Raw genomic sequence first — 12,419 nt, 5'->3', positions numbered from 1 at the left:
AGAAAAGAGACGGCGCTAATTTCACTTAAATGCATTTTCCGGTAGGGTTTTACTCTTGGCCTGTCGAATGCTAGCTAGTAGCGAAAACAAGCGGAGGTGCATACCATGAGCGACGAACGCGACTGGGAACAATTCAAACAGAAATTCAACGCCAAAGCAGGCATTAATTTAAATGACTATAAAGCAGCGCAAATGCAAAGACGGATCACCAATCTGATGAATCGCCACGGCGCGAAGACCTATGTCGATTTCTTTGCGATGCTGGAAAAAGACGCGAAGATGTACAAAGATTTCATCGATTATATGACGATCAATGTCACCGAATTCTTCCGCACGCCGGAGAAATTCCAGGAACTCGAGCAGAAGGTGCTGCCGGAACTCTTGAAGGCCAGCCCGAAGCTCAATATCTGGAGCGCCGGCTGCTCGATCGGCGCGGAACCATATTCGCTCGCGATCATCTTGAATGAACTGACGCCGAACGTGCGGCATCGCATCCTGGCCAGCGACCTCGACGTCGAGATCCTGGCGAAAGCGAAACAGGGCGTCTATACGACGACCGAGTTCAAGAACATCTCAAATTCGCGCGAGTCGAAATACTTTAAAAAAGTGGACAGCAATTACGTCTTGAGTGAAGACATCAAATCGCGCGTCGAGTTCAAACGCAACAACCTGCTGCTCGATAAGTTCGAAAGCGGTTTTGATCTGATTCTCTGCCGCAACGTCGTCATTTACTTTACCGAAGAGGCGAAGGATGCGCTCTATCGTCGTTTCCTTGCTGCGCTCAAACCGGGCGGCGTTCTTTTCGTCGGCGGCACCGAGGCGATCCTGAATTTCCGTGAGATCGGCTTTACCAGCTATCTGCCGTTCTTTTACCGCAAACCATTATAAGAAAGGAAAGGCCTCGGCGGTAGCCCTGGCCTTTTTCCTTTTTAAAGCGCATTCTTTTGCGGCGAAGAGCTTGCAGTGAAAGAATGAAAAGTTTGTTCTAATTTAGCAGGAAATGTTTTTTGTATGCAGAATACAAACAGAGAGAAGAATCGAAAACGATTTGCCCGCTATTGTAGGGAAGATGCGTAGAGGAGAGAAAAACATGAAAACCTTTATCACCCATCACTTAGTCAAAGGAAATGACCTGAATCATCATGGTACGTTGTTTGCCGGTCGCGGCGCAGAGTGGTTCGTGGAAGCAGGTTTTGTCGCCGCCTCCAACATGACCTGTCCGGAAAACACCGTCTGCCTCAATATCCACGGTATGGTATTTACCCGGCCGGTACCGAAAGGAACCATCGTGCGTTACGAAAGCAAGGTCACCTATGTAGGCCGCAGCAGCATGGTCGTCTATGTAAAGGTTGTTCGCGCCGATAACGAGCAATTCTTGCTCGACGGTTTCATGACGTTCATCCATGTCGACTCCGAAGGACACTCGACGCCGCATGGTCTGGTCATCACGCCGTCGAACGACGAAGAGGTCGAACTGATGGAAAAAGCCAAGAACCTGGTTAAAAAACGCTAATAAAATGATGGGAAAGGTGTTGCAAACGGCTGAGCGGGCCGTTTTGCGACGCCTTTCTTTTTTTTGCCGCACTGCAATTGACAAAACATGAACAGCGTGGTACAAATGAATTGAAATATTGAAAAAAATGGAAGCGGAGAGACGGTGAAAAGAGAGGCGGAAGGACATGGAGGTCATGAATGCGCCGGAGCGTGCGGAAAGTGAAGTGACGTTGCGGGAACTGATTGATTGCGGCGAATTGCAGACGATTATGGATGACTTTTATTCGTTAACGGGCTGCGGCATCGGCATAATCGATCTGGACGGCCAGGTGCTTGTCGCAACAGGCTGGCAGGACATCTGCACGCGCTTTCATCGTGCCCATCCTGAAACTCTGAAGAATTGCCTGGAGAGCGATCTGAACCTTTCCGAGGGAGCCGAAGGCGGCAAGGTAAAGGCGTATAAATGCAAGAACAACATGTGGGATTTGATGACGCCGATTTTGGTGGACGGTCGCCGGATCGGCAATATCTGCCATGGGCAGTTTTTCTTTGACACGGAGGAAATCGACCGGGACTGTTTCTTACAGCAGGCCAGACGGTATGGTTTTGCGGAGGCGGACTATCTGGCAGCGCTGGAAGAAGTGCCGATCCGGACAAAGACGCAAGTCGAGGCGCTGATGTCTTTTTACGCCAAAATGGCGACGCTGGTTTCGCAGTTAGGACATGCGAATTTGCTGTTAAAAAAGGAGATCAGGGAGAAGGAGTATGTGCAAAACGCCCTTGTTGCGGCCGAAGAACGTTTTCATAAGGCGTTTGACAAAATAGCCGATGTGGTTGGCATTGTTCGCTTGTCTGATCGCTGCTATCTGGAAGTCAACGACAGTTTTTCCCGCATGCTCGGTTACGAACGGGAAAGCATCATCGGCCGCACTTCGCAAGAAATCGGTCTTTGGGAAAAGAGAAATGAATATGAAGCGGTGGTTGAGGTCCTGCTTGGCGGCGGTTCGCTTTGGCAGCAGGAAATCGCCTGGCGTGCGGCGGACGGCGCAGTGCGCATCGGCAGCTATTCGGCCGATGTGATCGAGTTTGACGGTGAGGAATGTGCGCTCTTCGTCTGGCATGACATCACGAAGCGTAAGGAAATGGAAGAGGCATTGCGCCTGGCGAAAGAGGAGCTGGAGAGCAAGGTCGAGCAGCGCACACAGGAGTGGAGAGAGACGAACCAGGAATTGCAGAGGATCAATGCGGAACTGGTCAATACGGTGGCGCAGTTGACCAGGACGCAAGTCAAACTCGTGCAAATGGAAAAAATGGCGGCACTGGGCGATTTGGTGGCGGGCACTGCGCATGAAATCAATACGCCGCTCGGCATCGGCGTAACGCTGGCGTCGCATCTGAAACAAAGCACGCTGAAATTGGAACGCGACTTTACCAGCGGACAGCTAACGCGCAGCGCGCTGCAGGACTATGTCACGCAAAGCGGCGAAGCGGTCTTGATGCTGGAAATGAACCTCGAGCGTGCCAAGCGGCAGATCGAGAATTTCAAGCTAGTCGCGGTCGATCAGGCCGGTGAGATCCGGCGCGTCTTTAGACTGCGTGAATATATCGAAGAGATCTTGCTGAGTCTGCATGCCAAGCTGAAAAAAACGAAACACCGCATTGAAATCGTTTGTGAGGACAGCTATGAAATGGACGGTTACCCCGGCGATTTTGCGCAGGTGCTGACCAATCTGCTGATGAATTCGCTGCTGCACGCTTATGACGGCGATGAGGCAGGCTGCATCCGGATTGAAGTCAGCAAAGAGGAGGACGGCTTTGTGCTGGTTTATGGTGACGACGGCAAGGGGATGTCGGAGGAGGTGCTCGAGAAGATCTTCGATCCTTTTTTCACGACCAAACGATCCTGCGGCGGCTCGGGGCTTGGCATGTCGATCGTCTACAACATTGTGACCGGACGAATGCAGGGCGGGATCGAGTGCAGCAGCATGCCGGGTGAGGGTAGCCGTTTCACGATCAGGATGCCGGCTCTTTCTTGAGAGCCGGTTTTTCTTCGTTCTTTTTTGTGGTATGCTGATGGATGAGGTGAACTGAAAGATGATCGATTGTTACCGGACGGTTGCCGGTTACGGCTGCCGTGAAATTGAAATACAGCGTTCCCGTTTCATTGCCTATGTCACGCGGGCGGAGCGCGAGGAAGAGGCGCTGGCCTTTATCGCCAAGCTGCGCAAAGAGCACTGGGACGCCACACATAATTGCGTGGCCTATATCATCGGGGAACGCGACGAACTGCAGAAAGCGGACGATGACGGCGAACCATCCGGCACGGCCGGACGTCCAATGCTCGAAGTGCTGAAGAAACAAGCGCTCAAAGATACGCTGGTCGTGGTGACGCGTTATTTTGGCGGCATCAAGCTCGGGGCGGGCGGATTGGTCAGAGCCTATGGCCAGGCGGTCGTCGAGGGCATCAAAGAAAGCGGTTTGATCGAACGGCGTTTGCATACGCAGCTTGCCGTTCGCTGCGACTATTCCTTGCTGGGCACGCTCGAGAACCAGCTCGGCCTGCACGGCTACAGCATCAGCCAACGCGAGTTCGATGATGCGGTCAATCTAATCGTACTCGCGCCAAGCGGCGAAGAGGAGAAAGTGGAAAGCAAACTGCTCGACTGGACCGCGGCGCGGGTCGAATTATCCAGGCTCGGGCAGCAATACGTCGATACGGTGCTGGCGACATGAAGCCTGTTCTATCGGCGTCAAGGCGCACGGATCTGCCGGCCTGCCACTATGCCTGGCTGCAGGAGGTTTTGCGTGCAGGCGAGCTGATGGTGCCGAACCCGGCCCGACCCGCGCAAAGTTACCGCGTGGATCTGAGGCCGGAGAAAGTCCACAGCATCGTCCTCTGGAGCAAGGATTATCAAAAGGTGGCGGATGATCCCGGGCGATTGGCCGATTATCCTTTATATTTTCAATACACGATCAATCGTTATCCTCGTCTTTTAGAGCCGCATGCGCCGGATTATGCGCAAACGCTGCGCACGCTCGAAAAACTCAGGCGCAGCTATGGCGCACGGCAGTTTAATATCCGCTTTGATCCGCTGCTATTTCTCGGGGCGGAGGACGCTGCAGCCCGGCTCAGCGCGTTTGCGCGGCTTTGCGCCGATTTGGAGGGCCTTGACTTTTACGGTTGCCGGATCACGACGTCCGCCTTGGCCGCGTACGGTAAAGTCGCGCGACGTTTGCAAGAGGCGGAGCTGACAGTACAGCAGGAACCGGAACTTCTTTTGCGCGTGGCGAGAGAAATGGCGCAAACGGCGGCCACGTACGGTTTTTCGCTCTATTCCTGCGCGACGCCGCTTTTGGAAAAAGTGCCGGGAATCCAAGCGGGCGTCTGCATCGACGGATCACTGCTCGAAGGTCTCTTCGGCGGAAAGGTCTCACGCGCCAAAGATTCCGGGCAGCGACCGGCCTGCGGCTGCAGTGCGAGTCGCGATATCGGCAGCTATCTTCAGCCCTGTAGCATGGCCTGCCTCTACTGTTATGCCCGAGCGTAAGGGCTGAATGTTCGCGATAGTGACGAAAGTCCTGCAGGGGTTTTGAGAAAAATGTAGAATGCTGTAAAAATGTAATTATTAAGAAATTATTACGGAATTTTAGCATGCTGGCGTTTTCAAAGCGCGGGATATGCGTTATGCAGCAGGAGGTATGCAGTACATGTCAGTACAACAAGGCGGCGCCTGTTCCCTGGTCGATGTCACTCCCGGCATGGAACTTGCCAAAGCGATCTTGCGCGATAACGGCAAGATCTTACTTACCGAAGGGACTGTGTTGACGGAAACGCTGATTCAACGCCTGCGCGGACAGGGCGTATCGCACATTCATATCAAAGGCGAAAGCGGACCTGATTTGACGGCGTTTGACAGGCCTCCCTCGCCGCTGCGCCTTGATTTTCAGCGGAAACATGATGCGGTGACGCAAACGATGCAGAGAACCTTTGATGCTGTGCGCCGCTTTAAAAAGATTCCGACACGGGAAATGAACCAGGTGGTCGAAGAAGCCCTCCTGCCGATGGTCAATACTGCGGGCGCGCTGAATTATCTGCAGCGCGACCGTTCGGTCGACGAATACACCTTCGTCCATTCGGTCAACGTAGGCATCATGGCGGGCGTACTCGGACACTGGCTCGGTTACAAAGCGCCGCAGCTGAAAGAACTGACGCTTGCGGGCCTGCTGCATGACATGGGCAAGACGCAGATCCCGTTGCCGGTACTGAACAAGCCGCTTCGCCTTACGGACGAGGAAATGAAGGTCATGCGTCTGCATCCGATCATCGGCTATAAACTGGCGCAGGACTCCGGCGTGATTTCAAACGATGTGTCGCTTGCGATTCTGCAACATCATGAACGGATGAACGGCAGCGGTTATCCGAGCGGCGTCAAGAAGGAACGAATCCATCCTTATGCGAAGATCCTCGCGGTCGTCGATACCTATGATGCGATGACGTCGGATCGCGTCTTCAAGAGCAAGGCGACGCCGCTTTCGGTGATCAAGATCATGCTGGAAGAAATGTATGACCGGCTCGATCCTGACGTCTGCACGGTCTTTCTCGACAACCTGAAGGACTGCTTCGTCGGAAACGTCGTAGAACTCAGCGACGGGCGCGAAGCGGAAATCCTTTATTTCGGCAGCGTGTTCACGCCCGCGCCAGTGCTGCGGACGCGGCAGGGCGAATTCATCAACCTGAGCGGACCCGAAGCGCTCGATATCGTCCGGATCATCGCCGGATAACAGGAACCAAGAGGCGTCAAACGCCGGATCGCGCGATCCGGCGGCGGCGTCTCCTTTCTTTTTCCTGTCCGGCAGGAAAAAAGCGGGATTGTGACGAAATGTTCACTATTGAGGCCAAAATGGAAGAGGGGTTTTACAATGTCCGAAAATACTGTCGTTTCCACAAACTTTATCCAGGCGATCATCAATGAAGATTTGAAAGCCGGTAACCATAAGAGCCGCGTGCATACCCGGTTTCCGCCGGAGCCGAACGGCTATTTGCATATCGGCCACGCGAAGTCCATCTGCTTGAATTTCGGTCTGGCGAAAGAATACCAGGGAAAGTGCAACCTGCGTTTCGATGATACGAATCCGAGCAAGGAAGAGGTCGAATATGTCGACTCGATTCAGGAAGACGTCCATTGGCTTGGTTTTGACTGGGAAGGACGCATGTTCTACGCTTCAGATTATTTTCCGAAACTGTATGAATGCGCCTGCGAACTGATCCGGCGCGGCAAGGCGTTCGTCTGCGATTTGACGCCGCAGGAGATGCGCGAATACCGCGGTACTTTAACCGAACCGGGCAAAGAAAGCCCTTACCGTAGCCGCAGCGTCGAGGAGAACCTCGATCTGTTCATGCGGATGAAAGACGGCGAATTTGCTGACGGCTCGCGCGTCCTGCGTGCCAAGATCGACATGGCTTCGCCGAATGTCACGCTGCGCGATCCGGTCATCTATCGGATCATGCGGGCGCATCACCACCGGACCGGCGACGAATGGTGCCTGTATCCGATGTATGACTATGCGCATCCGATTTCCGATGCGCTCGAAGGCATCACGCATTCGATTTGCACGCTCGAGTTCGAGGATCATCGTCCTCTCTACGACTGGACGTTGCTCGCGCTGGGCTTTGAAGACCGGCCGCAACAGATCGAATTCGCGCGCTTGAACATTACCAATACCGTGATGAGCAAACGAAAATTGCGTGCGCTGGTCGAAGCGAACCTGGTCGACGGCTGGGATGATCCCCGCATGCCGACGCTTTCGGGTCTGCGCCGGCGCGGTTATACGCCGGAAGCGATTCGCGATTTTTGCGAACGTATCGGCGTGGCGAAAAGCAACAGTACGGTCGATGTGGCGATGCTCGAACATTGCATCCGCGAAGATTTGAACGAGCGCGGCGATCGTGCGATGGCGGTATTGCGCCCGCTCAAGATCGTGCTGACCAATTATCCTGAAGGACAATGGGAAGAGCTTGAACTCGAAAACCATCCGGACAAACCGGAAATGGGCACGCGCAAAGTGAAATTCGGTCGTGAACTGTTCATCGAGCAGGAGGATTTTGCGGAAAATCCGCCGAAGAAATTCTTCCGTTTAGCGCCGGGGCAGGAAGTCCGCCTAAAGAGCGCCTATATCATCAAATGCGAAGAGCTGATCAAAGACGCTGCCGGGCAGATTGTCGAACTACGCTGCACGTATGACGTCGACACGAAAAGCGGCAGCGGCATTGCCGCGGGCCGCAAAGTGAAAGGCGTCCTGCACTGGGTGGCCGCGGCCGATGCGATCGATGCCGAAGTGCGCCTTTATGACTATCTGCTGCAGGAAAAGGAAGACGAAGAGACGGAAGACGGCGACTTCATGTCGGATCTCAATCCGGACTCCAAAGTTGTGCTTGCTAACTGCAAGCTGGAAGCGGCGTTGGCGACCGCGACTGCCGAGAAGCGCTATCAGTTCCTGCGCCAGGGTTATTTCTGCCTGGATGCGAAGGTCAGCAAACCCGGCAAGCCGGTCTTTCACCGCATCGTCAGCCTCAAGGATTCCTGGGGCAAGCAACAGAATAAATAGAAAAGAGCCGGCCGTTTTCGGCCGGCTTTCGTGACTGTCGGCAAAACGAAATCAAGTGGGACGTTTTTACACGAAGAGTCGAAGAGGGGAAGAGAAGAATTTTTTAAGCCTGCTGCTGTTCTTCCTGCCGGGCCGATACGATCGGCCCGCTTCGTTTCTTCGTGTTATCGTTTCTTTTAATTTTTCGAATAACTATCCGTCAGTTCATAAAAGAAAGGAGGCGCCGTGGATGTCCTTGGCGGAAAAAGGGTTGGCGGCCAGAGTCTCGCGCTGTTTGGCGGAGTTGGCTTTGGCAAACGAGCTGCGGCCGCAGCCGCAGCGGTTGGAGTGGAAATGTTTTATGAACCTAGCTAAGGCTGTTCCGATAGCACAGCATGAGACGAAGTGGCAAAATAGGAAACAGTTCATCGCGCTATGGCGAGAAGGATGCGGCATCACGCAGCTACGCGCGTTGCAGGAACAGGAGATGACGCAGGCGCAGCGCAAGGTGATCGCAGAATTTGCCGCCTGGGCCGAAGAATTTGAAAAATCATTCGCACTTGAATAAAATTACCGTCGGCGTCTGAACGAAATCGCGTTCAGACGCCGTTTGCGTTAGTATGAGGGCGAAATGCGACTTATGGGCGAGTGAGTGAAAAAGTCTTGTTAGTGAATTTATGCAAGAGTGTTACATAAAAATAAGATAAATCCGTTTGGGGTGGATAAAAAGAAACGCATTTCAGGGAGGATTACTGCAAAGAAAGAACAGGGGAAAAACAGAGATGCCCCTTGATGAGGCAAGGGAAAAAGAGCTGTGAAAAAAAGAGGAGATTCGATGCTTTTATCAGAAAAAAAGCATTGCGACGTGTCTTCCATTGGTGTACAATAAAGTCCATGCTTGTAAATATATAAAGGTGGTGATATTCCGAGTCATGAAAAAAGATGTATCGATTCTCGGCATGCCCATGTGGCTGGGACAAACCAAATTTGGGACCAATCTGGGTCCATCGACGATGCGTACGGCGGGTCTGGCAGACCGGCTGCGGCAATTGGGTCTGACGGTGGAAGACGAGGGCAATGTGCCTGTCGGTTTTGCCGGTCAGTTCAAAACCGTGGGGGAAAGCAGTAAAAATGTGAAGACCATTGCCAAGTCGAGCGAACGCTTGGCGGCAAAGGTTTCGGATATTCTAAAGCAGGAGCGGTTTCCGCTGGTCTTAGGCGGCGATCACAGCATTGCGATCGGTAGTCTTGCCGGAGTCGCCAGCCAAGTGAAAAACTTGGGCGTCATCTGGTATGATGCGCATGCCGACATGAACACGCCGGAAACGTCGCCGAGCGGCAACGTTCACGGCATGCCTCTGGCGGCCTCAATGGGGCTTGGCAACCGCGAACTGGTCAATGTCGGCGGTTTTCGCGAAAAAGTCAAGGCAGAAAATATCGTGCTGATCGGCGCGCGTGATCTTGACCCCGGTGAGGTTGCGCTGATCAAGGAACGAAACATTCGAGTCTATGACCCATCCGACGTCAAACGCCTGGGTATTGCGCGCGTCATCGAAGAAGCGGTTGAATTTCTGGCGCGAAAGTGCGACGGCATTCATCTCAGCTTCGATGTGGACGGCATCGACCCGCAGGAAATTCCCGGCGTTGGTACGCCGGTGCCGGGAGGCATTTCTTATATCGACAGCCTACTGGCTGTTCAAATGCTGGGGCGTTGCGAAAAATTGGTTTCGGCAGAATTCGTCGAAGTCAATCCGCTTTTAGAACAGGGCGATGCCACGGCTCGCCTGACGGTCGACCTGATCGCCGCGTTCTGCGGTGAATCGATCCGGCCCAAACTGGCCAAACCGGTGCGCGAAGAACAGAGCGCCATTTCATAATAACAAAGAGGTCGCTTCAACCCGTTGGGGTTAAAGCGACCTCTTTTTCTTGGAAGGGTGGAAATGCTTGCGGCTTGTGAACCACAGGCGGCTTTGCCGCCACGGAAATCGCGGCGCGATTTAATGGTTTTGGAGACTGGTAAGGCGCAATGCGACTTCTGTGGTGCCGAAGGCACCTGTGGTTCAATGCGTTTTTACATCCGGAACCGGTGCACGGCTTCCTGCAGCGCTTCGGCCATGCGGGCCAGATCGAGGCTGGCGTGCGAGATTTCCTGTACCGATGCCGACTGTTGCTGCGTGGCGGCCGAGACGCTTTGCGCCTGACTCGCAGTAGCCTGGCTGGCGCTTTCGATATCGCTGATCGTATGGACCATCTGCGTGCTGCCGCTGGCCAGTTCCTGGATTGCGGCGCTGATGCCCTGAACCTGAGCGGACATCTGATCGACCGCGTTGACGATTTCGAGGAAGGAAGAACCCGCTTTGCTCACAACTTCGGTGCCGACCGAAACTTCTTTCGTGCCGGCATCCATTGCGGTGACTGCTTCGGCGGTTTCCTGCTGAATACCGGCGATCAGCGTAGAAATTTGCTTGGCAGCCAAGGCGGATTGCTCAGCCAGTTTACGCACCTCTTCGGCGACGACCGCAAAACCGCGGCCCTGTTCACCGGCGCGCGCCGCTTCGATCGCGGCGTTCAGAGCCAGCAGATTGGTCTGGCTGGCCAGGCCGGCGATCGTATCGACGATTTGGCCGATTTCCTGCGAACGGGCGCCAAGCTGGGTGACGATCTGCGAGGTTGCGCTGACCGAACTTTGAATCGACTGCATCTGATTGACCGCGCTGTCGACCGCGCTGCCGCCCTGGCGGGCCAGCGTCGCGGTGCGGTCGGACGAAGAGGCGACATCGTTCGAATTTTGTGCGATCTGGCGGATGTTGTCCGACATCGTCTGGACGATGCGCGAGGCTTCTTCCACGGCCGTCATCTGACGTTCGGAATCGGCGGCTACCTGCGTGATCGAGTTTGCGACGCTATGCGAGGTTTGCGAAGACTGCTCGGCATGCGCGGTCAATTCTTCCGAAGAAGCCGCGACCTGTTCGGCGGAAGCGGTAATGCTCTGCAGTATGGCGCGGAAGGAGTTTTCCATCGCTTGCAGCGAGGTTCCCAAATCACGGATCTCACGTACGCCTTGAATGGTAATCGAGTGGCTCAGGTCGCCGGAGGCGAGAAGCTGGGCACTGTTTGCCAGCGAAGCGAGGGGGACGGTGATGTTGCGCGCCGCAAAATACGCGGTCGCAGCGGCCAGAAGTACGGCCAGCAGCGTCAGGAAGGCGGTAGTGGCCAAAGACGTCAGGATGGCCTTGCGGATTTCGGTTTCCGGCAGGTAGGTGATAACGCCCCAGCCGTATTGCTCAACCGGTGCATACGCGGCCAAAGCCGGGACGCCGGTGGTTGCGGTCACGCTCTTTTCTCCGCGGTGCCCTTGCAGCAGATCGGCGACGTAGGGGGCGTCGCCGACTGCGTCACTTTTCTTGACGCGTTCCATATCAGGATGGGCGATTAAGATGCCTTTGCTGTCGACAACATCGACGTAACCGGTCTTGCCGATCTTGATGTCGCTTGCCATTTCGGCGACGGAAGCCAGGCTGATGTCGGCGCCGAGCGTGCCGATGATGTTGCCGCGATTATCGCGCAGCGGCGTGTAGACGGTGATTGTCGGTGATTGGGTGGACACGGAGATGTACGAATCGGTGAAGAAGGTTTTGCCCTGCATCGTCGTCGTGAAGCCGGGACGGCCGAATTGGTTGCGCAGTTGGCCGGACGTCTTCGCGATCTGCATGCCGGTCGTGTCGTTGGCATAGATCAATTCGAACTGCGGATTCGCTTTTTGCATTTCCAAAAGCGTGGCCTGAATCACGGCGGCATCCAAAGGACGTCCGCTGTTCGCGCGTCCGATCGCGGCTGCGGTCGTCAGCATCAGACCCTTGGCGTCGGTCAGTTTTTGTTCGAGCTGGTCGCTCAGCTGTTTGGCGGCCATCGCGTTGCTTTGCGAGAACGATTGGCGCGCCTGGCTGGCGCTGAGGTAGCTGGCTGCGATGCCGGTTACGGCAGCCGGCAGCAGCGCGAAGAGTACCAGCAGTAAAATCAGTCTTCGCTGCAGTGAATCGGTCAGTTTGTTTAAAAACATGTCTTGCCTCCTAAAAATATGGAATCGGAATCTTGTCGCAGAAATATAAATAAAGACACGCCGAGGCCTGTCTGATCTTGCGTTACGTGCGCAGTTACGGCGGCTTGGCAGTCGTAGACGTACGTCCGTAGACCCATAGCTTTGCGTCCTGCTCTTTCGGGCAGTTTGCCTTTTGTTTATTTAAATAGTATCTGCCAGTAAATTATAGTGCCGTGAGTGGAAAGAGTCAAGGTTAAAAAAGGAACATTAATTAGAAAGAAGTTAAATAAGACGCACACTG

Annotated in this window: 10 protein-coding genes and 1 riboswitch; of the genes, 9 read left to right on the top strand and 1 reads right to left on the bottom strand. The window is 54.4% G+C overall.

The window, feature by feature from the left end:
- Positions 1-105: 105 nt before the first annotated feature.
- The 9 genes from QTL79_RS01595 to rocF all read left to right on the top strand — a co-directional run bounded on the left by QTL79_RS01595 (position 106) and on the right by rocF (position 9,956).
- Positions 106-888, top strand: coding sequence for a CheR family methyltransferase (locus QTL79_RS01595; RefSeq protein WP_346353177.1), 783 nt, complete (start codon positions 106-108; stop codon positions 886-888).
- A 202-nt stretch (positions 889-1,090) separates the two neighbouring features.
- Positions 1,091-1,513, top strand: coding sequence for an acyl-CoA thioesterase (locus QTL79_RS01590; protein WP_346353176.1), 423 nt, complete (start codon positions 1,091-1,093; stop codon positions 1,511-1,513).
- 166 nt (positions 1,514-1,679) lie between these two features.
- Positions 1,680-3,530 (top strand): PocR ligand-binding domain-containing protein, encoded by a 1,851-nt coding sequence (locus QTL79_RS01585; RefSeq protein ID WP_346353175.1) that lies wholly within the window; start codon positions 1,680-1,682, stop codon positions 3,528-3,530.
- Between the two features lie 58 nt (positions 3,531-3,588).
- Positions 3,589-4,227: a YigZ family protein gene (locus QTL79_RS01580; protein ID WP_346353174.1), complete on the top strand. Its 639-nt coding sequence runs from the start codon at positions 3,589-3,591 to the stop codon at positions 4,225-4,227.
- The gene (locus QTL79_RS01575) at positions 4,224-5,042 is read left to right on the top strand and encodes a DUF1848 family protein (protein WP_346353173.1); all 819 of its coding nucleotides are present in this window, start codon (positions 4,224-4,226) and stop codon (positions 5,040-5,042) included. The genes QTL79_RS01580 and QTL79_RS01575 overlap by 4 nt, the downstream gene beginning before the upstream one ends.
- A 160-nt stretch (positions 5,043-5,202) precedes the next feature.
- A complete protein-coding gene (locus QTL79_RS01570) occupies positions 5,203-6,276 on the top strand; it encodes an HD-GYP domain-containing protein (RefSeq protein ID WP_346353172.1) in 1,074 nt (357 codons plus the stop codon).
- Between the two features lie 138 nt (positions 6,277-6,414).
- On the top strand, positions 6,415-8,100 hold the full coding sequence (locus QTL79_RS01565) for a glutamine--tRNA ligase/YqeY domain fusion protein (protein WP_346353171.1): 1,686 nt from the start codon (positions 6,415-6,417) through the stop codon (positions 8,098-8,100).
- Between the two features lie 229 nt (positions 8,101-8,329).
- Complete coding sequence (locus tag QTL79_RS01560) at positions 8,330-8,647, top strand: hypothetical protein (protein ID WP_346353170.1); 318 nt, start codon at positions 8,330-8,332, stop codon at positions 8,645-8,647.
- A gap of 364 nt (positions 8,648-9,011) precedes the next feature.
- Positions 9,012-9,956: an arginase gene (gene rocF, locus QTL79_RS01555; protein ID WP_346353169.1), complete on the top strand. Its 945-nt coding sequence runs from the start codon at positions 9,012-9,014 to the stop codon at positions 9,954-9,956.
- Positions 9,957-10,150: 194 nt separating this feature from the next.
- Here the strand turns inward: rocF and QTL79_RS01550 are convergent, their stop codons facing one another.
- The gene (locus QTL79_RS01550) at positions 10,151-12,139 is read right to left on the bottom strand and encodes a methyl-accepting chemotaxis protein (RefSeq protein WP_346353168.1); all 1,989 of its coding nucleotides are present in this window, start codon (positions 12,137-12,139) and stop codon (positions 10,151-10,153) included.
- A 95-nt stretch (positions 12,140-12,234) separates the two neighbouring features.
- Positions 12,235-12,319: riboswitch (cyclic di-GMP riboswitch) on the bottom strand.
- Between the last annotated feature and the right edge of the window lie 100 nt (positions 12,320-12,419).

The organism is Azotosporobacter soli (genome assembly GCF_030542965.1).
Classification (GTDB): domain Bacteria; phylum Bacillota; class Negativicutes; order SG130; family SG130; genus Azotosporobacter; species Azotosporobacter soli.
Note: the sequence above shows the minus strand (reverse complement) of the source record. Positions and strands in the feature narration are given on the sequence as shown.

Coding starts and splice junctions, on each gene's coding strand:
- QTL79_RS01595 (WP_346353177.1), top strand. CDS start 106: ATGAGCGACGAACGCGACTGGGAACAATTCAAACAGAAATTCAACGCC.
- QTL79_RS01590 (WP_346353176.1), top strand. CDS start 1,091: ATGAAAACCTTTATCACCCATCACTTAGTCAAAGGAAATGACCTGAAT.
- QTL79_RS01585 (WP_346353175.1), top strand. CDS start 1,680: ATGGAGGTCATGAATGCGCCGGAGCGTGCGGAAAGTGAAGTGACGTTG.
- QTL79_RS01580 (WP_346353174.1), top strand. CDS start 3,589: ATGATCGATTGTTACCGGACGGTTGCCGGTTACGGCTGCCGTGAAATT.
- QTL79_RS01575 (WP_346353173.1), top strand. CDS start 4,224: ATGAAGCCTGTTCTATCGGCGTCAAGGCGCACGGATCTGCCGGCCTGC.
- QTL79_RS01570 (WP_346353172.1), top strand. CDS start 5,203: ATGTCAGTACAACAAGGCGGCGCCTGTTCCCTGGTCGATGTCACTCCC.
- QTL79_RS01565 (WP_346353171.1), top strand. CDS start 6,415: ATGTCCGAAAATACTGTCGTTTCCACAAACTTTATCCAGGCGATCATC.
- QTL79_RS01560 (WP_346353170.1), top strand. CDS start 8,330: ATGTCCTTGGCGGAAAAAGGGTTGGCGGCCAGAGTCTCGCGCTGTTTG.
- rocF (WP_346353169.1), top strand. CDS start 9,012: ATGAAAAAAGATGTATCGATTCTCGGCATGCCCATGTGGCTGGGACAA.
- QTL79_RS01550 (WP_346353168.1), bottom strand. CDS start 12,139: ATGTTTTTAAACAAACTGACCGATTCACTGCAGCGAAGACTGATTTTA.